The organism is Citrobacter sp. wls717 (genome assembly GCF_005280955.1).
GTDB lineage: Bacteria > Pseudomonadota > Gammaproteobacteria > Enterobacterales > Enterobacteriaceae > Citrobacter > Citrobacter werkmanii.
Genome location: NZ_SZWW01000038.1, coordinates 100,660 through 121,249 on the forward strand (window position 1 = coordinate 100,660; position 20,590 = coordinate 121,249).

The 20,590-nt window shown below is 54.2% G+C and carries 18 protein-coding genes; 3 read left to right on the forward strand and 15 right to left on the reverse strand.

Going from position 1 to position 20,590, the window contains the following annotated elements; all coding sequences use genetic code 11:
* Window positions 1–2 precede the first annotated feature (2 nt).
* The 5 genes from menH to FDX09_RS18780 form a co-directional block, all read right to left on the reverse strand.
* Window positions 3–761 carry a 2-succinyl-6-hydroxy-2,4-cyclohexadiene-1-carboxylate synthase gene (gene menH / locus FDX09_RS18760; RefSeq protein ID WP_137347691.1) on the reverse strand — a complete coding sequence of 253 codons (759 nt, stop codon included), beginning with the start codon at window positions 759–761 and terminating at the stop codon, window positions 3–5.
* On the reverse strand, window positions 758–2,428 hold the full coding sequence (gene menD, locus FDX09_RS18765; protein ID WP_137347692.1) for a 2-succinyl-5-enolpyruvyl-6-hydroxy-3-cyclohexene-1-carboxylic-acid synthase: 1,671 nt from the start codon (window positions 2,426–2,428) through the stop codon (window positions 758–760). Before menD ends, menH begins: the two co-directional genes overlap by 4 nt.
* A gap of 87 nt (window positions 2,429–2,515) precedes the next feature.
* Window positions 2,516–3,814: an isochorismate synthase MenF gene (gene menF / locus FDX09_RS18770; RefSeq protein ID WP_085047816.1), complete on the reverse strand. Its 1,299-nt coding sequence runs from the start codon at window positions 3,812–3,814 to the stop codon at window positions 2,516–2,518.
* 104 nt (window positions 3,815–3,918) lie between these two features.
* Window positions 3,919–4,224: a stress response protein ElaB gene (gene elaB, locus FDX09_RS18775; protein WP_006683669.1), complete on the reverse strand. Its 306-nt coding sequence runs from the start codon at window positions 4,222–4,224 to the stop codon at window positions 3,919–3,921.
* Between the two features lie 63 nt (window positions 4,225–4,287).
* Complete coding sequence (locus FDX09_RS18780; RefSeq protein ID WP_038642287.1) at window positions 4,288–4,749, reverse strand: GNAT family N-acetyltransferase; 462 nt, start codon at window positions 4,747–4,749, stop codon at window positions 4,288–4,290.
* 67 nt (window positions 4,750–4,816) lie between these two features.
* Between FDX09_RS18780 and rbn the strand changes: the two genes are divergently transcribed.
* The 3 genes from rbn to FDX09_RS18795 all read left to right on the forward strand — a co-directional run bounded on the left by rbn (window position 4,817) and on the right by FDX09_RS18795 (window position 8,433).
* Complete coding sequence (gene rbn / locus FDX09_RS18785; protein WP_085047815.1) at window positions 4,817–5,734, forward strand: ribonuclease BN; 918 nt, start codon at window positions 4,817–4,819, stop codon at window positions 5,732–5,734.
* Window positions 5,735–5,798: 64 nt separating this feature from the next.
* A complete protein-coding gene (locus FDX09_RS18790) occupies window positions 5,799–6,803 on the forward strand; it encodes a chemotaxis protein (protein WP_038642291.1) in 1,005 nt (334 codons plus the stop codon).
* A gap of 193 nt (window positions 6,804–6,996) precedes the next feature.
* Complete coding sequence (locus FDX09_RS18795) at window positions 6,997–8,433, forward strand: hypothetical protein (protein WP_137347693.1); 1,437 nt, start codon at window positions 6,997–6,999, stop codon at window positions 8,431–8,433.
* A gap of 56 nt (window positions 8,434–8,489) precedes the next feature.
* Here the strand turns inward: FDX09_RS18795 and nuoN are convergent, their stop codons facing one another.
* The 10 genes from nuoN to nuoE all read right to left on the reverse strand — a co-directional run bounded on the left by nuoN (window position 8,490) and on the right by nuoE (window position 20,588).
* A complete protein-coding gene (gene nuoN / locus FDX09_RS18800; RefSeq protein WP_038642295.1) occupies window positions 8,490–9,947 on the reverse strand; it encodes an NADH-quinone oxidoreductase subunit NuoN in 1,458 nt (485 codons plus the stop codon).
* A 6-nt stretch (window positions 9,948–9,953) separates the two neighbouring features.
* Window positions 9,954–11,483, reverse strand: coding sequence for an NADH-quinone oxidoreductase subunit M (gene nuoM / locus FDX09_RS18805; RefSeq protein WP_003027692.1), 1,530 nt, complete (start codon window positions 11,481–11,483; stop codon window positions 9,954–9,956).
* Between the two features lie 228 nt (window positions 11,484–11,711).
* Complete coding sequence (gene nuoL, locus FDX09_RS18810; RefSeq protein ID WP_069323385.1) at window positions 11,712–13,553, reverse strand: NADH-quinone oxidoreductase subunit L; 1,842 nt, start codon at window positions 13,551–13,553, stop codon at window positions 11,712–11,714.
* Window positions 13,550–13,852: an NADH-quinone oxidoreductase subunit NuoK gene (gene nuoK / locus FDX09_RS18815; protein ID WP_006683663.1), complete on the reverse strand. Its 303-nt coding sequence runs from the start codon at window positions 13,850–13,852 to the stop codon at window positions 13,550–13,552. Before nuoK ends, nuoL begins: the two co-directional genes overlap by 4 nt.
* Window positions 13,849–14,403, reverse strand: coding sequence for an NADH-quinone oxidoreductase subunit J (gene nuoJ / locus FDX09_RS18820; RefSeq protein ID WP_003028059.1), 555 nt, complete (start codon window positions 14,401–14,403; stop codon window positions 13,849–13,851). The genes nuoK and nuoJ overlap by 4 nt, the downstream gene beginning before the upstream one ends.
* A gap of 11 nt (window positions 14,404–14,414) precedes the next feature.
* A complete protein-coding gene (gene nuoI / locus FDX09_RS18825) occupies window positions 14,415–14,957 on the reverse strand; it encodes an NADH-quinone oxidoreductase subunit NuoI (RefSeq protein WP_003028062.1) in 543 nt (180 codons plus the stop codon).
* Window positions 14,958–14,971: 14 nt separating this feature from the next.
* A complete protein-coding gene (gene nuoH, locus FDX09_RS18830; protein ID WP_003028063.1) occupies window positions 14,972–15,949 on the reverse strand; it encodes an NADH-quinone oxidoreductase subunit NuoH in 978 nt (325 codons plus the stop codon).
* On the reverse strand, window positions 15,946–18,672 hold the full coding sequence (gene nuoG / locus FDX09_RS18835) for an NADH-quinone oxidoreductase subunit NuoG (protein WP_137347694.1): 2,727 nt from the start codon (window positions 18,670–18,672) through the stop codon (window positions 15,946–15,948). The genes nuoH and nuoG overlap by 4 nt, the downstream gene beginning before the upstream one ends.
* 81 nt (window positions 18,673–18,753) lie before the next feature.
* Window positions 18,754–20,091: an NADH-quinone oxidoreductase subunit NuoF gene (gene nuoF / locus FDX09_RS18840; RefSeq protein WP_003839356.1), complete on the reverse strand. Its 1,338-nt coding sequence runs from the start codon at window positions 20,089–20,091 to the stop codon at window positions 18,754–18,756.
* Window positions 20,088–20,588 (reverse strand): NADH-quinone oxidoreductase subunit NuoE, encoded by a 501-nt coding sequence (gene nuoE, locus FDX09_RS18845; protein WP_006683660.1) that lies wholly within the window; start codon window positions 20,586–20,588, stop codon window positions 20,088–20,090. The genes nuoF and nuoE overlap by 4 nt, the downstream gene beginning before the upstream one ends.
* Between the last annotated feature and the right edge of the window lie 2 nt (window positions 20,589–20,590).

Below are 20,590 nucleotides of genomic sequence, written 5' to 3' on the forward strand. Positions count from 1 at the left end.
AGTCAGCGACGCAGAATCTGAGCCAGACAGTCCACCACGCCAGCGGGGTTGTCCCGATGCGCGTTGTGTCCAGCATTACGAATCACATGGTTTGGTACTGACATTTCCGTCGCCAGCGCGCGGAATTTATCGTCACGTTCACCACATAAATAATAAAACGGAAATGTGCGCGCAGTGAGTCGCGCACGTAAATCAGGTTGTACGGCAAGCGAGGTGGCCTCCAGCATCGCCGCCAGTGTATGCCCGTTATTCTGGCTACGCAGATCGACCAGCGTCTCTCTTTGCGCCGCATTCAGCGAGGAAAATACCGGCTGTTGATACCAGTCATTAAATACCTCACGCAGCGGTTCAGCGCGAAAACGCGCGGCCCAGCGGCCATCTGAAAGGCGACGTTGAACGCGCGCCTCCTCGCTTTGCAAACCAGGATGTCCACCTTCAACGACCAGACCGCAAAGTCCGGGCATCTCCTGACAGGCGGCCATCATCGCGACTCTGCCGCCAAGAGAGTATCCCACCAGCCAGTAGCTAAGTATGTTGTAACTAAGCAAGGTGCTACGCAATAGCATACAAACATCATTGAACCCGCTCACCTTGATGTCGGCGGAACTGCCGTGTCCCGGCAGGTCGATATACAGCCGCGAATAATCCTGAAACGCTTCGCCGACCGTCTGCCATTCCCGACAGTCGCCGGAGAACCCGTGCAGGAAAACCAGCCAGGGTGATCCACTCTGGCTAACGCTCGCCTGGGCGTGCAGGATCATAGATGGCTTACCTGCGCCAGCAGTTGCTGCAGGGTTTGCGCCCCGTCAGTTTCGTTCACCACCAGCTCAATAACCGTTGCCGCAGGAGTACGCCAGGCATTTGTCAACGCGCTCTCCAGTTGCTCCCAGTTTTCTGGGCGCTGATATTTGAGGTTAAACATGGCCGCGGCATGCTCAAAGTGCACGTTCTGCGGCATCAGATAGAACCGTTCACGTTCACTTGCCGGCGTCGGCAGCAGGGAAAATATCTGCCCACCGTTATTATTGACCACTATCAGGACAAACGGCGCGGAAACCTGACGCAATAACGCCAGCGCATTGAGGTCATACAGTGCAGATAAATCACCGACGATAGCCAACGTTGATTTTGCGCTGGCGCGCTGTACGCCCGCCGCCGTTGACAGCAGACCGTCAATGCCGCTCGCGCCGCGGTTGCTATAAACTGGAAAACCAGCCGGAAGCTGCGACAGCGCATCAATCAGGCGCACGACCAGACTGTTACCCACGAACAGTTGCCCTTGTTCGGGCAGATACTCGTGAATACGATGGGCTAATTGCGCTTCACCAAACACGTCGCGACGGGCTTCCACCGCCTGCCATGCCAGTTGCGCCAGGCGCGGGATTTCCACGCACCAGGGTTGGCGTTTTTCCGCCGGGTGTAGATCCAGCCAGTCACCCACCTTCGCCACCAGCCTGCGCCCACGATGATGCGCCGGATCGAGGCGACCTTCGATATTATCGACAATCCAGTATTCCTGCGGATCGCAGCTGGCCTGCCATTGCAGGAGTCGTTTTCCGGTCAGGCTACTGCCAAGCTGCACCACTATCTGCGCCTGCTGTAACTCAGTCACCGCCTTCGCATTCCCCAACCACAGGTCAGCACACGGCAGGGGTTGTCCGGTTTGCGACAAGACATCGCCAATCAGCGGCCAACCGAGCATCTGCGCCCATTGCGCAACTTTCTTGCCCTCTTCCGCGCTCATACGACCCGCGATGACTACGCCGCGCTTTTGTCGCCAGAAAAACCAGTCACGTTGTTTGTCGCTTTCCAGCCGACGCGCTTCACGTAGCCAGGGCTTGTCGTCCTGCCACCAGTCGCCGAGGCGTTGCTGCCAGGCAATACCCGTTTCGTCCATGTCGCCATACAGCGGTTCCGCAAAGGGGCAATTAATATGAACCGCCCCGCTATGCAGCGCGGCCAGGGCATTATCAATGGTGGACACCAGCCAGCTCGCCGGAATGTCCTGCGTCGGGCGCGGTAAAGAGAGCGTTTGCGACGGATGAGAAGCAAACATGCCGGCCTGACGAATCGCCTGATTAGCGCCACAGTCGATAAGTTCTGGCGGTCGGTCAGCCGTGAGTAAAATCAGTTTTTCACCGGTCAGGCCCGCTTCAATCAATGCGGGATACAGGTTCGCCACTGCCGTACCGGACGTGACAATCACGGTGACTGGCTGGCGACTCACTTTTGCCAGACCTAAAGCCAGATGCCCAAGACCACGCTCATCAAAATGGGTATGGTGGATAAAAGCAGGATTTTCCGCTGCTGCCAGCGTCAACGGTGTAGAACGAGAGCCAGGGGCAATGCAGATATGCCTGACGCCGTGGCGAGTGAGTGCTTCCAGTATGACCGCCGCCCAGCGTCGGTTAAATGCGCTTACTGACATGAGATTGTCCGGTATCAATATTGCGACACAGTATAGAGAATCGAATAAATGGATTTTTGATATGAATCGGAAATATACACGAAATCACTATCCTTCCATCTGTAATAAGGTACGTAACCCTGCCGCTTTATTGTCTATTTCTTGCCATTCTTGCTCAGGATCTGAACCACGCACGATCCCCGCGCCGGCATACAGGCGGACCACGTTGGCGTTAATTTTCGCCGAACGTAATGACACGCAGAATTCACTTTGGCGCAGAGAAAGATAACCCGCAGAACCGGCATACCACTCGCGCTCAAAGGGTTCATTTTGCCGGATGAATTCGCGCGCCAGCTCACGCGGAATGCCTGCAACTGCCGCCGTAGGCTGGAGTTGCATCAGGCAGAGCGTATCGTCGGCCTGATTCAGTTCCGTCCAGATACAACGGCGTAGATGCTGCACCTTGCGCAGTCTGAGCACCTGCGGGGGGAGCACATCAAGGGTTTGCGTACAGCCTTGCAGCCGCTGGCAAATATCCTCGACCACCAGCATATTCTCGCGCTGGTTTTTATCATCTTTCATCAACCAGTCGCCTAACTGCCAGGCGCGATGATCCTCGGCGTGATTGGCAACGGTTCCGGCCAGCGCTTCGGTGCGCAACGCCGTGTCGCGCCGCCGATACAAACGTTCAGGGGAAGAGCCAAGAAAAGCGGAGTCGGCAGAGAATGCCATAAAGAAATGGTAGCAGTTAAGGTTCAGGCGACGGCTGGAAGCCATTACCGCAGCGGCATTCACCGACTGTGAAAACTGTAAATCTGTCGCTCGCGCCAGCACAACTTTGTCGAGTTCTTCCCCATTAATGGTGTGCGTGGCAAGCTTTATCAGATCTATCCAACCGGCTTTATCAGGCCAGTGCTGTTCTCCCGCCAAACTCAAACGCAGCGCGGGCAATGGTTTAACATTGGCCAGCGTGGAAATAAATTCAACCGCGCGTGCGGCGTCTTCACGCAGCGAAACATCACTGTAAAGGTGTAACCGTAAGCTCGCCACTCCGGCGCAGCGTCGCCATTCCAGTCGCGGTAACAACAAATTGCCGTGCCGGGGCTCGAACGCATTGAGGCCCCAGATACGCAGGTCAGGTTGATTGTCGTGCTGACGTAAAAACTGCTGAGCGGATGCCAGCGAGGAAAACGTGGCGACAGCCCCCAGCACAGCGGCTTCTTCGTCGCCGTTACGCTGCTGCCAGTAAAACTGGGGCCAGACGGGTTGACTGGCCAGCCATCCTAAAGCGTCAAACGCATCGTTCAGAGGGAAAGGTATGTCGTAAATACGAATTCCAGGTGCTGCCGGTATCTCTTGCGACAAATGACGCATCAGACCTTCCAGCGCAGTAGTGATTGATTGCACGCGGACCTCTCCCTGTTAAAAACCTCTCATTATACGGGGTACTGAACAGAAAAAGCAGTACCCCGAGTTAGGGAGTACGAACAAATGCGATGACGGAGCGGAATTTATCGCCGCGCTAACAATAATCCCATCACTAAACCGACCGTGGCGCCAACGCCAATTCCGCGCCAGGGTTTTTCATGCACATAGTCATCCGCCCGGCAAACGGCCTTTTTCGCGCGGAAATAATAATTGTCAGAAGCATGGCTGACGCGATTTCTCACCTCTTCTAACGCCCGCTCCGCCCGCGCTTTTAACTCAAGATATTTTTGATCGGCCGGATCGCCGGAAGAACGCAACACCTCTTCCAGCGTTTCGCTCAAGAGTTCCAGATCATCATCGATACGTGATTCATAAGATTGAAAAGACATTGTATTCTCCCTTTCTATTGACGTATCCGCTAACTATAGACAACCTGGACCGTTTGCGCCTGTTTAAGCCTGATGTGCCTCTCGCGCCATTCCGATGTGCGGAATCCCGTCTTCGTCATAAATATCCGTCACCGGCATAAAACCAAAGCGCGCATAAAACGGTTGCAGATGCGCCTGCGCGCCCAGATACAGCGCCTTGTGCGGCCAGTGTTGCGCACAGGACGCCAGCGTCTGGGTCATCAACTGTTGCCCCAGTTTTGCGCCGCGTAGCGCTTCGCTGACTATCACCCGGCCAATGACCACCGGCTCCAGATCGTCATCGCTTTTCAGAATCCTCGCATACGCCACCAGCTCATCATTGTGCCAGCCCAGAATGTGCCGATTTTCGCCAACCAGATCGTCGCCATCTACATCCTGATATGGACACTGTTGTTCAACAACAAACACCGCGCAGCGAAGCTGAAGAATGGCATACAGTTCTTGTGTACTCAGCTTTGCATGGTGGAGATCTTGCCAGTGAATCATTGTCTGCCCCTTTGTTGTGATAACCTGAACACCCTGCCTTAGCGATGGCGAAAAGTGTAACGCAAAGATGGAATTACTATTTTTAGGCACGTCAGCGGGAGTTCCTACCCGCTCACGCAATGTAACGGCAATTTTACTCAATCTGCAACACCCGACTCAGCCGGGGCTGTGGCTTTTCGATTGTGGCGAAGGAACACAGCATCAAATGCTCGCCACACCGTTCAATCCGGGAAAACTCGACCGTATCTTTATCAGCCACCTGCATGGCGACCACCTGTTTGGTTTACCTGGATTGCTGTGTAGTCGTTCGATGGCCGGGAACGTCAAGCCACTGACACTTTACGGCCCAAAAGGATTACGGGAATTTACCGAAACCGCTTTGCGTCTGAGCGGTTCATGGACTGACTATCCTCTGGATATTGTGGAAATCACCGCGGGTGAAATCGTCGATGACGGCCTGCGTAAGGTAACGGCATATCCACTGGAACATCCGCTGGAATGCTATGGTTTTCGCATTGAAGAACACGACAAACCAGGTGCGCTAAACGCCAGTGCGCTGAAGGCGGCTGGTGTTAAATCCGGTCCGTGGTTCCAGGAGCTGAAAGCCGGGAAAACCATCGTCCTGGAAGATGGTCGCGTAATTAACGGTGCCGACTTTCTTGCCCCGGCCACCAGGGGAAAATCCGTGGCGATTTTCGGCGATACAGGCCCTTGCGCAAGTGCCTTCGAACTGGCAAATGGCGTGGATGTGATGGTGCATGAAACTACACTGGACGCGTCAATGGAGGAGAAGGCCAATAGCCGTGGACACAGTTCAACCCGACAAGCCGCGCAACTGGCGCTTAAAGCGGGTGTCGGACGCTTGATCATGACCCACGTTAGCTCACGCTACGATGAAAAAGGCTGTCAGCGATTACTCGAAGAGTGCAGAACGCTATTCCCGGCAACAGAACTGGCTCACGATTTCGCCATTTTCACCGTTTAACGCTCTATTTTTTCGCCTCAGTGCCGATAACAGAGAAAAGGCTGGCTTTCACACTGAGGACAGGATGAACAATTTCCAGAAAGATATTGATGACAGGACCAATCTAACCCTGTCTAACCGTTTTGAACTGCTGCTGTTTCGCCTCGGCAAATCCATCGAGGAGCAGAAATCAGAGCTGTTTGGCATCAACGTATTCAAACTGCGTGAAATCGTGCCGATGCCGACGTTTACGCGTCCGGCGGGAATGAAAGCTCCACTGTTAGGTATGGTGAACATTCGCGATCAAGTGATCCCGGTGATTGACCTGCCGGCGGTGGCGGGCTGTAAACCAGAGACCGGGCTCAACATCCTGCTCATTACGGAATACGCCCGCAGCGTACAGGCGTTTGCGGTGGAGTCAGTGGAAAACATTATGCGTCTGGACTGGCAACAGGTACATACCGCCGAGAAAGCCGTCAACGGTCGCTACATCACCAGTATCGCCTGCCTGGATGACGACAAAGAGACCAACAACCTGGCGCTGGTACTCGATGTTGAACAAATTCTTTACGACATCGTACCGTCCAATCACGATTTACGCGCGACAGACCTGAAAACCAGTAAATTCAACATCACGCCGGGTGCGGTGGCGATTGTGGCAGAAGATTCGAAAGTCGCGCGCGCGATGCTGGAGAAAGGGCTTAACGCCATGGAAATCCCGCATCAGATGCATGTGACAGGTAAGGATGCGTGGGAAAAAATCCAGCAGCTTTCCGCAGAAGCGCAGGCGGAAGGTAAGCCAATCACTGAGAAGATAGCCCTGGTGCTCACCGACCTGGAAATGCCGGAGATGGACGGTTTTACGCTTACCCGTAAAATCAAGACCGATGAACGCCTGAAGAAAATCCCGGTCGTTATCCACTCCTCGCTTTCCGGTAGCGCCAATGAAGATCACGTTCGCCGGGTTAAAGCTGATGGTTATGTGGCAAAATTTGAGGTCAATGAGCTCTCTTCTGTGATTCAGGAAGTCATGGAGCGCGCAGCGAAAGACATTAGCGGTCCACTGGTGAGCCGTCAGCTTTCAGCCTGACGCCCAACCAGCCCCCCTTACTCTGCGGTTCTCCAACGAGTAAGGGAGTCGTTCCCCCACAAAAAAATCTCTTTACCATACCCTCCCTTTAATTATCATTAAAAATTGCCGCTTTTAGATATCAGCCGTTGAGTCAAAAAATAGCCTCAACAATTATCCTACATGATTTTCACATTTCTAAGCAGGCAGTGACGTGGATAAACACCGTTTCATAAAAGATCTCCAAAAACATGCAAAATCCCTGGCCAAATACAAACTTAATTTAGACATCGACAATATCAAGAATACTTTAATCGCAGGCCAGCAACATATAGAGGAGAATGAACAATCTGTCACCTTAATCAATAACCTCATACCGCTCACGACAAGAGATATCACTGAAAAAGACGTAGACATTATTCTTCCTATAATTTCAGAATACTGGATGACGCTCCTGCGCTCCGCGCAATATAAGATTTTCTTTTATGGCACCCATAGTCATTATCTCAGTTTTAGTACCATTATCGCGGATTGTTTTCAGTCACAACTTGTACATCTGGACATCACCGCAGACGTTGAACACTGTATCCAGTCCATCAATCATCCGTCACCCGATAATGCAACTAAAATTCTCATCTATGATGATGAAGGAAGCCATATTTTAAGAAGAAAATTCGACTGCGCGAATGTCTTCTCTTACATCTACTATAGTCCTCTACGTGTGACTTGTGGGACTAACAAAAAATATGCCATGTATCTGGAACATGAATACAAAAAATATAATACACAGATTATTGATAATGTCGTTACCGGGTCGTCATATGCCTGGTGGGGTGTACCAACGCAATTGGCTACCTGTACAGCCAATATGTCCGTTAAAAGTGGTGATACTGCCTTTGCCCTGGCTATCACTGAACATCTGTCTCAGAGTGGCAAGTTAAAAAACCATATTCATATCACGAGTTTTTTTGATTTACACCATGAATTGGCCAGAAGTAAAGGCACCTTTAACAGTGGCGTATTTAAGGAGCTTAAATTTTTCGCCAAAAAAAATAATATCCCATACATTCAATATGATGAAGAAATTTTCACCAGCAATCATGATGAGATATATCAACCAGCGTCAATTAGCAGTAGCATTGAAAAAAACCTGTTAAGTTTATTTATATCCGAAGCAAAGTTGATAGCTGCAATAACAGACATTGTTAACAATAAATATCTCAGCTTTGACTTTCATATGTTAATTGATGAGCAAAGAAATGAAAGTTCAATGTGCGAAGAAGAAATGGACAAACTCAGCATACAGCGCGGCAGCAATCACTCCAAACTTTTTCGTCATAAGGAATCATTGAGTTCGAATTCTCGTAATGTTGAGAAAATGGTCCACAATGCTGAGAAGAATAAATACGCTATGTATATAGTATTCCCCCCTCAGCCACAGAAATATATAGAAAACATTGATAAAGAAATGTTCAATGAGGCTTTTTCATTTTACCAAAAAATCACATTAAATAAGGAAAATATTGTACTTATCGATATGAGTGGTGACCCGGACTTTACTCGTCACGACTTTCAGGATGGCGACCACTTAAACTTTAAGGGTGCGATTAAATTTATACAGAAACTTCAGACCTATGGCATCACAATATAGATAAAAAAAAGAGTCTGGACATTGCCCAGACTCTTTTTTGTTTACAGCATGATGTATTACATCAGCGGTGCCGCTAACTGCACAATGCTGATCAGCGGTTGCGGCCAGATACCCAGCACCAGCACCAACAGAGCCGAAATCAGCACCACAATCCCGCCCGCGCTATACTGCCAGTTAGACGGCGCATCGCGGTTCAGCTGTTGCGGCGCGCTCAGGTACAGGCTCACGGCAACACGCAGGTAGTAGTACAGACCAATCGCGGAACCGACCACCACGGCAGCAACCAGCCACCACAGGTTAGCCTGCACACCGACCGCCAACACGTAGAACTTACCGATAAAGCCCAGCGTCATCGGGATACCCGCCAGAGACAGCATCATTACCGTCATCACTGCTGCGAGGATCGGGCGATGCCAGAACAGACCACGGTAGGAGAACAGAGAATCGGCATCCGGGCCACGGTACGGGCTGGACATCAGGCTGACCACACCGAACGCGCCGAGGCTGCTGAACAGGTAACCGGCCAGGTAAACGCCAACCGCTTCCATCGACATCTCGCCGCTCTGCAGGGCAATCAACGCCACCAGCAGATAGCCGAGGTGAGAGATGGAGGAGTAACCGAGCAGACGCTTGATGTTGGTCTGGCTCAGCGCCATCAGGTTACCGAAGATGATGGAAGCAAAGGCGATCACGCCCAGCACGGTACGTACCGCTTCGCTGTCGCCAACCGGCGCATACAGGAACAGACGCATCACTACGCCGAAGATAGCGATTTTGCTCGCCGTCGCCAGGAAGGTGGAAACCGGAGCCGGAGCGCCCTGGTATACGTCTGGCGTCCACAGGTGGAACGGAACCAGCGAGAGTTTAAAGCCGAGGCCAACAATCATCAGACCGAAGCCCGCCAGCAGCAGCGGTTCGTGCAGCATGCCGTCGCCAAGGCTCTTACCGAGCGCTACAAACGACAGGTTGCCAGACTGCGCGTACACCAGCGCCATACCGAACAGCAGGAAGGAAGACGCTGCGGCAGACAGAATGGTGTATTTGATACTGGCTTCCAGAGAACGTTTCTGACGGAACGCATAGCCAACCAGACCAAACAGCGGCAGAGAAATCAGTTCGATACCGAGGAACAGCGCCGCCAGATGGTTAGCATTTGCCAGCAGAATACCGCCGAGTGCAGCAATCAGCACCAGCAGGTAGAACTCTTCCCGGTTGTCGTCGTAACCTTCCAGCCACGGGTAAGCAAAGGTACAGGTGGCAAGACTCGCCAGCAGCACCAGCCCGGTATAGAGCATGGCGAAACCGTCAACCCGCATCAGCGGGGTGACGTCCATGGCGCCCGCCTGGCCAACAAACCAGAGCGAAACCAACGCGGCGTTAAGCCCAATGACCGACAGCGTGGCATTGAGGAAGTGATTGCGTCGCCACGCAATGGAGAGCATCACAACCACCACCGTCAAGCCGACGATCAGCAGCGGTAGCAGCGCAATCAGGTGTTGTGGAGTTATTGTCATGGCGATTTACGGCCTTGTAGTAGTAACGGAATTAACAAACCACTGCTGGATGTTGCTCATCGCAGAATGCGAGGTATCCAGAATCGGCTGCGGATAGAAGCCAAGCAGTACCAGAAGCACGACCAGCAACAGGATGATAAACAGCTCACGCAGCGACATCCCTGGCAGTTCTACACTGGCAATCTGGCTCTTCGCCTTACCAAAGTAAGCGCGATGCAGCATCGCCAGCGAGTATACAGAGGCAAACACCAGACCAAAGGTCGAGATCACGGTAATAACCGGAACCACCTGGTAGCTGCCGAACAGAATCATAAATTCGCCAACGAAGTTACCTGTACCCGGCATACCCAGCGTACAGACTGCGAAGAACATGGACAGCGCAGGCAACCATTTCATTTTGCCCCACAGACCACCCATCATACGCATGTCACGCGTGTGCAGACGTTCGTACAGCTGACCACACAGGATGAACAGACCGGCTGCGGACAGACCGTGCGCAATCATCTGAATTACCGCGCCCTGGTAGGCCAGTTGGCTGCCGGTGTAGATAGCAATCAGCACGAAGCCCATGTGGGATACGGAGGTATAGGCAATCAGACGTTTGATGTCGTACTGATTAAAGGCCATCCACGCGCCGTAGAAGATACCAATTACGCCAAGCCACATGGCGATAGGCGCAAACTCCGCCGACGCGTTCGGGAACAGCGGCAGAGAGAAACGCAGCAGACCGTAGGCTGCGGTTTTCAGCAAGATCCCCGCCAGGTCAACGGAACCTGCGGTCGGAGCCTGGGAGTGCGCGTCCGGCAACCAGCCATGCAGCGGAACCACTGGCATTTTCACCGCAAAGGCGATGAAGAAGCCCAGCATCAGCAGGTATTCCACGCCATGAGACATCGGGGTATTCAGCAGCTCTTCATAGTTGAAGGTCCACACGCCGGTCGCTTTGTAGTGCACAAACACCAGCGCCAGGATGGCAATCAACATCACCAGACCACTCGCCTGGGTATAAATGAAGAACTTGGTCGCCGCCGTGATACGCGTTTTCCCGTCAGAGGCTTTATGCCCCCACAGCGCGATCAGGAAGTACATCGGCACCAGCATCATTTCCCAGAAGAAGAAGAACAGGAACATGTCGATGGCCAGGAACACGCCGATCACGCCGCCTAAGATCCACATCAGGTTCAGGTGGAAGAAGCCCTGGTATTTTTCGATTTCATTCCAGGAGCAAAGGACCGCCAGAACGCCGAGCAGACCGGTCAGCACTACCATCAGCAGCGACAAGCCGTCGATTGCTAAATGGATAGAGATGCCAAAACGTGGGATCCACGGCAGGACAAACTCAGACTGCCACTGCGGAATACCCGCAGATTGCGTCAGTGAATAGCCGCCCTGCAACCACAGTTGCAGGCCAAGCGCCAGCGTCAGTCCCATGGTAATCAGCGCGATCCAGCGCGGCACCTTCACGCCAAAGCGTTCGGTCTGCCAGCACAGGAAGCCACCGATGAAAGGGATTAATATCAACCAAGGTAATAACATGGTGATCTTTGTTCCTTGTTTAAGTCCCGTTCAGGCTATCTCACTCGTCATAGCGAACCCCGGCTGTGCTCGCAACCCTCACGTACTTCAGTACGCTCCGGTTGCTGTGCGCAGGCGGTGTCCACTCTGACTTTGCCGATAACGCCTGTCCTTTTGGACCTGATTTTCAACGAATTTTAAAAATTCTCTTTGGGTTTGTTGTGTCGGGCACAATACCAACCCTCAAACTCAACGCAGTACCATCAACAGTGCCAGCACAACGACGGCGCCGATGCTCATTGATGCCACATACCAGCGCAGATAACCGTTCTCGCTTAACAACAGGCCTTTACCTGCAAAGCGGGAAAGGACAGCCGGAATGTTCATCATTGAGTTCAGCGGGTCGCGTTTCAGCAGCCAGGCAATGCCCAGGAACGGCTTAACGAATACTTTGTCGTACAACCAGTCAAAGCCCCAGGCGTTATACCACCAGGTACCCAGCAGACGGCCCGGCGCACTGTTGGCAATCGACGTCACAAGCGTACGTTTACCCAGCCACAGCCATGCTGCGATCAGGATGCCCGCAATCGCGACGATACCAGAGGTAATTTCCAGCGTCATGACGCGACCATGCTCAAGTTCGGTCGTTGCAGGCAGCACTCCCTGCAGCGGCGGTACGATCAGCGCGCCAACAAAGGTGGACAGGATCATCAGCACAATCAGCGGCAGATGATGGGTAATCCCCTTCCCGGCGTGAGCGTGAATTTGTTCTTTACCGTGGAATACGATGAAAATCATTCGGAAGGTGTACAGCGAGGTCATAAACGCACCGACCAGTCCTGCAACCATCAGATTGATATGACCGTTCGCCATCGCACCGGCCAGAATCTCATCCTTACTGAAGAAGCCTGCGGTAATCAGCGGCAGAGCCGACAGCGCCGCGCCGCCCACCAGGAAGCAGAGATACACCAGCGGAATAGATTTACGCAGGCCGCCCATCTTGAAGATGTTCTGTTCGTGATGACAGGCCAGGATAACCGAGCCGGACGCCAGGAACAGCAGCGCTTTAAAGAAGGCGTGAGTCATCAAGTGGAAAATCGCCGCATCCCATGCCTGAACGCCGAGCGCCAGGAACATGTAGCCAATCTGGCTCATGGTGGAGTAAGCGAGAACGCGTTTGATGTCGGTCTGTACCAGCGCGGCAAAACCTGCCAGCACCAGCGTGATCGCACCGATAATCCCCACCAGATGCAGGATTTCCGGGGTCATCAGGAACAGACCATGGGTACGTGCAATCAGGTAGACACCAGCGGTAACCATCGTCGCGGCGTGGATCAGCGCGGAGACAGGCGTCGGGCCGGCCATCGCGTCAGCAAGCCAGGTCTGCAACGGCAGCTGCGCGGATTTACCTACCGCACCACCCAGCAGCATCAAGGTCGCCCACATCAGCATGTTGTTGCCGTCGGCAAAGTGCGCAGGCGCCAGTTCGACCATTTCGCGGAAGTTCAGCGTGCCCAGCTCGTTGTAGAGGATGAACAGCGCGAAGGCGAGGAACACGTCACCGACACGGGTCACCACGAAGGCTTTCATTGCCGCAGCGCCATTCTTCGGATCGCTGTAGTAGAAACCGATCAGCAGATAGGAACACAGGCCCACGCCTTCCCAACCGAGATACATCAGCAGCAGGTTATCCGCCAGTACCAGAACCACCATGCTGGCGATAAACAGGTTGGTGTAAGCGAAGAAACGAGAGTAGCCCTCTTCTCCACGCATATACCAGGAGGCGAACATGTGGATCAGGAAACCGACGCCGGTCACCACGCTGAGCATAGTCAGCGACAGGCCATCCAGCACCAGGTTAAAACCGATGTTGAAGTCACCGACAGACATCCACGTCCACAGCGGCTGACTGTAGGCTTGTTGACCATTAGCAAAGAAGTCAACGCCAACAAACGCCGTCACCAGCGCAGCCAGGCCAATAGAGCCAACGCCCACGGTAGCGGACAGATTTTCTGACCAACGACCGCGAGAGAACGCCAGTAATACAAAGCCAATAAATGGCAGAATAATGGTTAAGGCAAGCATGTTCATCCACGCATCTCACTTACTGAATCGATGTTCAGGTTCTGGCGACGGCGATGAAGTTGCAGCAACAGCGCAAGTCCAATGCTCGCTTCCGCAGCCGCGAGGCTGATGGCGAGAATGTACATCACCTGACCATCGGTCTGGCCCCAGTAGCTTCCGGCGACCACAAAGGCCAGCGCGGAGGCGTTAATCATGATTTCCAGCCCAATCAGCATAAACAGCAGATTGCGGCGGATAACCAGACCGGTTAAGCCCAGCACGAATAAGACAGCCGCGAGGATCAGTCCATGTTGTAAGGGGATCATGCGTGCTCCTCCGTTTTTCTTTTCGCACGGTCATCGGTGCGATTGCTCAGTACTTCACCTGAACGCTCTTCGCGACCCACGTGGAAGGCCACAACCAGGCCCGCCAGCAGCAGCATCGAAGCCAGTTCGACCGCCAGTACATACGGTCCGAACAGGGAAATACCGACCGCTTTCGCGCTAATTGGCGTACCGTCGATGCCCTGATCGTTAACGCCCAGAATGGCGTACACAATCACGACCAGCATGATGGCCGACAGAATCGCCGGACCAATCCACACCTGCGGTTTCAGCCATTGGCGTTCCTGTTCAATTTCAGAACCACCGAGGTTGAGCATCATTACCACGAACACGAACAGCACCATGATGGCGCCCGCGTAGACGATAATTTCCAGCGCACCGGCGAAGTAAGCGCCTAACGAGAAGAACACCCCGGAAATCGCCAGCAGCGAAATAATCAGATACAGCAGTGCGTGTACCGGATTGGTGTGGGTGATCACCCGCAAGGTTGCGAGAATGGCTATCAGGCCACAGATATAAAAAGCGAACTCCATTGCCCCTCTCCTTACGGTAACAGGCTCTTGACGTCGATAGGCTTGGCTTCGTTCTCTGCTTCGCCCTTATCTTTGCCGTCGATTGCCATACCTGCCATCCGGTAGAAGTTATATTCCGGGTATTTGCCCGGACCGGAGATCAGCAGATCCTCTTTCTCGTAAACCAGGTCCTGGCGCTTGTACTCACCCAGCTCGAAATCTGGAGTCAGCTGAATAGCCGTTGTCGGACAGGCTTCTTCGCACAGACCGCAGAAAATGCAGCGTGAGAAGTTAATGCGGAAAAACTCCGGATACCAGCGGCCGTCTTTGGTCTCTGCTTTTTGCAGAGAGATACAGCCTACCGGACATGCTACCGCGCACAGGTTACAGGCAACGCAGCGCTCTTCACCGTCCGGGTCGCGGGTCAAAACGATACGACCACGAAAACGGGGCGGGAGATAGACCGGCTCTTCCGGGTACATCTGCGTTTCGCGTTTCGCGAACGCATGCAGGCCGATCATCCAGATACTGCGTACCTGGGTGCCGAAACCTACGAACAATTCTTTTAAGGTCATGGTCTTTGTGTCCCTTATTGCGCCTGCCACAGAATGACAGCCGCCGTTACCAACAAGTTGACGAGCGTCAGCGGCAGACAGACTTTCCAGCCGAAGGACATTACCTGGTCATAACGAGGACGCGGTAACGACGCACGAATCAAAATGAACATCATCATGAAGAACGCGGTTTTCAGCGCGAACCAGACGAATGGCGGTAAGAACGGGCCATGCCAGCCACCGAAGAACAGGGTAACCATCAGTGCAGAAATGGTGACGATACCGATGTACTCGCCCACGAAGAACAGACCGAATTTCATACCGGAATATTCAATGTGGTAACCGTCGGCCAGTTCCTGCTCGGCTTCTGGCTGGTCAAACGGGTGACGGTGACATACCGCCACGCCCGCGATGGCAAAGGTGACAAAACCAAAGAACTGCGGAATAACGTTCCAGATATCAGCCTGGTTATTGACAATGTCGGTCATGTTGAATGAACCGGCTTGCGCCACCACGCCCATCAGGGACAGTCCGAGGAACACTTCGTAGCTCAGCGTCTGCGCAGAAGCACGCATCGCCCCCAGCAGCGAGTATTTGTTGTTGCTCGACCAACCAGCGAACAGTACCGCGTATACCGCGAGACCTGCCATCATCAGGAAGAACAGGATGCCGATGTTCAGGTCAGCAACGACCCAGTTTGGGCTCACCGGCACGATGGCGAAAGCCAGCAGCAGCGAGGTAAAGGCGATCATCGGCGCCAGGGTAAAGATGACGCGATCCGAAAATTTCGGGATCCAGTCTTCTTTAAAGAACATCTTGATCATGTCCGCAACCAGCTGGAGCGAACCGCCCCAGCCAACACGGTTCGGCCCGTAACGGTTCTGGAACAGACCCAGCAGACGACGTTCGCCAAAGCTCATGAATGCCCCGCAGGTGACCACCACCAGCAGAATCACCACCGCTTTGAGAATGCTCAGCAGGATCTCAATCAGATCGGGTGTAATCCAACTCATTGCTGTGCCTCCTGCAGATCCTCAAGACGCGCACCTGCCAGAACCGGCGCGATGCCAGGCATACCCATCGGTAAACCAACCTGCCCTGCCGTTAATCCTTCAGCGATTTCAACCGGCAGCGTGACCGTATTGCCATCGTAGCTGAAAGAAACACGGGTACCGGTATTAACACCCAACTTCGCGGCGTCTGCCGGGTTAAGTTTGATGTACGGCTGCGGCATACGAGTCTGGAAGACCGGCGCACGCTGGGACAATTCGTCGCTACCAAACAGATGGTAGTACGGCGCGATACGCCACTGACCATCCTGAGCTTCGAAGCTCGCCGGAACGGTAGTGAAGTAATCCATACCGCCCGCAGAGGCTTCAATCAGACGCACGCCCGGATCGCCATGACGCAGTTTACCGCCCACTTCATCCTGGAACTTGTTCCACGCCTGTGGGGAGTTCCAGCCCGGAGCCCAGGCAAACGGAATTTGTGAACGCGGCGCAGACGGCTGGTTGTTCCCTTCCATCGAGAAGGCGAACATGGTGTCTTTATCCTGCGGCTGACGAGGTTCATGGACGCTGATGTTAGCCCGCATCGCGGTACGACCGCTGTAGCGGTGCGGCTCACGCGCCAGTTTCTGTCCACGGATACGGAAGCTTGCATCCGGCGCGGCATCTTTGATCCCAGCCAATTGCGGCAGCTTCTCAACAACCGCGTCGATAACATGGTCGAGCTGCGTCCAGTCCACTTCACGGCTCTGCACGGTGCTGTGCAGCGAGTGCAGCCAGCGCCAGCTTTCTAGCATCACGGTGTTGCTGTCGTAGTAGGAAGGGTCATAGACCTGGAAGAAGCGCTGCGCGCGGCCTTCGTTGTTAATCACCGTCCCATCGCTTTCGGCAAAGCTCGCGGCGGAAAGCACCAGATGGGCGTTTTCCATAATTGCTGTACGCTGATGGTCAACAACCAGTACCAGCGGCGCTTTCGCCAGCGCGGCATTAACACGCGTTGCTGAAGCATGGCGATGCAGGTCATTTTCCAGCACCACAACGGCGTCAGCACGACCTGTTTCCAGCTCGGTCAGCGCATCGTCAAGAGAACCACCGCCAATCATACCCAGACCCATGCTGTTAACAGAGCGCGCAATCATGGTAATGCCGACGTCAGCGCCACGACCTTTCAGCGCCTTCGCCACGTTGGCAGCAGCCTGAATTACTTCGGCGCTACCGGCGTTGGTGCCGGAAATAATCAGTGGTTTCTTCGCTCCGGCTAATGCCTGAACGATCACGTCAATTTTGTTCTGCAGGTCACGATCGATACCGTCAACCGCCGGGGCGTTGTTATCCAGCGCGTGGGCGATAGCGAAACCTAAACGCGCCTGATCTTCAACCGGCGCACGGTAGGTCCATGCAGCGATATCATCCAGACGGGTATTATCGACGTTAGTCACAAACAGCGGGTGCTTAGCGCGCTGACCGATGTTAAGGATTGCCGCAATCTGCCAGTCGGCCACTTTCTGCGCCGCCGCCATTTCGCGTGCTTTACCTTTCACCGCCTGACGCACCGCCAGAGCAACGCGCGCGCCGGTCTGGGTGACGTCTTCGCCCAGCACCAGAACCGCATCGTAAGACTCGATTTCACGCAGTGCCGGGGTATGAATACCGCCGTCACGCAGCACGCTCAGCGCCAGTTGCAGACGTTCCTGCTCACCCTGGGCGATACCGGTATAGAAGTTATCCGCGCCGACCAGTTCACGCAGCGCGAAGTTGCTTTCAACGCTGGCACGCGGGGAGCCGATACCAATCACTTTCTTCGACTGGCGCAGAATATCTGCCGCGCCCTGCATCGCCTGTTCGGCGTTGAGCGTGATCAGATCATCGCCACGACGCTGTACCGGCTGACGCGGACGGTCTTTCAGGTTCACGTAACCATAGCCAAAACGACCACGGTCGCAGAGGAAGTAGTGGTTAACGGTACCGTTGTAGCGGTTTTCGATACGACGCAGTTCACCGTAGCGCTCGCCCGGGCTGGTGTTACAGCCAATGGAACACTGCTGGCAGATGCTCGGCGCAAACTGCATGTCCCACTTACGGTTGTAGCGCTCGGAGTGCGTTTTATCGGTGAACACGCCGGTCGGGCAAATCTCGACCAGGTTACCGGAGAATTCGCTTTCCAGCGTACCGTCTTCCGGGCGACCGAAGTAGACGTTGTCATGCGCGCCATACACGCCCAGATCCGCGCCATCGGCGTAATCTTTGTAGTAACGTACGCAGCGATAGCAGGCGATACAGCGGTTCATTTCGTGAGAGATGAACGGCCCCAGATCCTGGTTGCGGTGCGTACGCTTCGTGAAGCGATAGCGACGGAAGCTATGACCGGTCATGACGGTCATATCCTGCAGGTGGCAGTTACCGCCCTCTTCGCAGACCGGACAGTCGTGCGGGTGGTTGGTCATCAACCACTCAACAACGCTTTCGCGGAACTGTTTCGCTTCTTCGTCATCAATAGAAATAAAGGTGCCTTCGGTGGCTGGTGTCATACAAGACATCACCAGGCGACCACGCGTATCTTCCGCGTTTTGATATTGCTTCACCGCACACTGGCGGCAAGCACCGACGCTGCCCAGCGCCGGGTGCCAGCAAAAGTACGGAATATCAAGGCCGAGAGACAGACAAGCTTCCAGCAGGTTGTCCGCTCCGTTGACCTCATATTCTTTGCCGTCTACATGAATCGTAGCCATAGTCAGCATGCTTCCAGTTGGCTTAGTCAGGGACTAAGCGTTAATCGAATTACTTATCGCGATGCAGGGGGTAACCTGCAATTACCAGCGCTCTTTCAGCAGGTTCGGCTGAATACCACCAATAGCGTGGGTATTGCTGAAGGTCTGCTTGATGCCAGCTTCGAATTCTTCGCGGAAATATTTAATGGCGCTCTGCAGCGGCTCCACCGCGCCCGGTGCGTGTGCACAGAAGGTTTTACCCGGGCCGAGGAAACGACACAGTTGCTCAAGTGTCTCGATATCCCCAGGCTGGCCTTCGCCACGCTCCAGCGCACGCAGAATTTTTACGCTCCACGGCAGACCGTCACGGCACGGCGTACACCAGCCGCAGGACTCGCGGGCGAAGAACTCTTCGAGGTTACGCACCAGCGGTACCATGCCAATCTCGTGGTCAACGGCCATTGCCAGCGCAGTACCCAGACGGCTGCCTGCTTTACCGATGCTTTCGAACTCCATCGGCAGGTCAAGATGCGCCTCGGTCAGGAAGTCGGTTCCCGCGCCGCCCGGCTGCCAGGCCTTGAATTTCAGGCCATCACGCATACCGCCCGCGTAGTCTTCGAGGATCTCACGCGCGGTGGTGCCAAACGGCAGTTCCCACAGGCCAGGGTTCTTCACACGACCGGAGAAGCCCATCAGCTTGGTGCCCGCATCTTTGCTCTTCGAGATGTTCTGATACCACTCCACGCCGTTGGCGAGGATGGCCGGTACGTTACACAGGGTTTCGACGTTGTTAACGCAGGTCGGCTTACCCCATGCGCCAGAGCTTGCCGGGAACGGCGGCTTGGAACGCGGGTTAGCGCGACGACCTTCGAGGGAGTTGATCAGCGCGGTTTCTTCACCGCAGATGTAACGCCCTGCCCCGGTATGGACAAACAGTTCGAAGTCGAAACCGGTGCCCATGATGTTTTTGCCAAGCAGACCGGCTTCGGTTGCTTCGGCAATCGCGCGGCGCAGATGCACAGCCGCCTCGATATATTCACCGCGCAGGAAGATGTAACCACGGTACGCTTTCAGCGCAAACGCGGAAATCAGCATGCCTTCCACCAGCAGGTGCGGCAGTTGTTCCATCAGCAGGCGGTCTTTATAGGTGCCCGGTTCCATTTCATCGGCGTTACACAGCAGGTAACGGATGTTCATGGATTCGTCTTTCGGCATCAGGCTCCACTTCAGACCGGTGGAAAAGCCCGCGCCGCCGCGCCCTTTCAGGCCAGCGTCTTTTACCTGATTGACGATTTCGTCCGGTGACAGGCCGGTCAGGGCCTTACGCGCACCTTCGTAACCGTTTTTGCTACGGTATTCGTCCAGCCAGACTGGCTGTTTGTCATCACGCAGACGCCAGGTCAGCGGATGTGTTTCGGGAGTACGGATAATATCTTTCATTTATACCGCTCCAGCAGTTCAGGAATGCCTTCCGGGGTCAGGTGAGCATGAGTGTCGTCATCGATCATCATGTTCGGCCCTTTATCACAGTTCCCCAGGCAGCAGGTCGGCAGCAGCGTAAAGCGACCATCAAAGGTCGTCTGCCCCGGCTTGATGTTGAGTTTTTTCTCAAGCGCAGCCTGGATCCCCTGATAACCATTGATATGGCACACCACGCTATCGCAATAGCGGATCACGTGGCGACCTACCGGCTGGCGAAAGATCTGGCTATAGAACGTGGCAACACCTTCTACGTCGCTTGCCGGGATACCCAGCACATCCGCGATCGCATAGATCGCCCCGTCCGGCACCCAGCCACGCTGCTTCTGAACGATTTTCAGCGCTTCAATGGACGCCGCACGCGGGTCTTCGTAGTGGTGCTTCTCGTGCTCAATCGCTTCACGCTCAGCCGCACTCAGCTCAAAAGCCTCGGTTTGTGGTTGTTGATTCTCGTGCATAA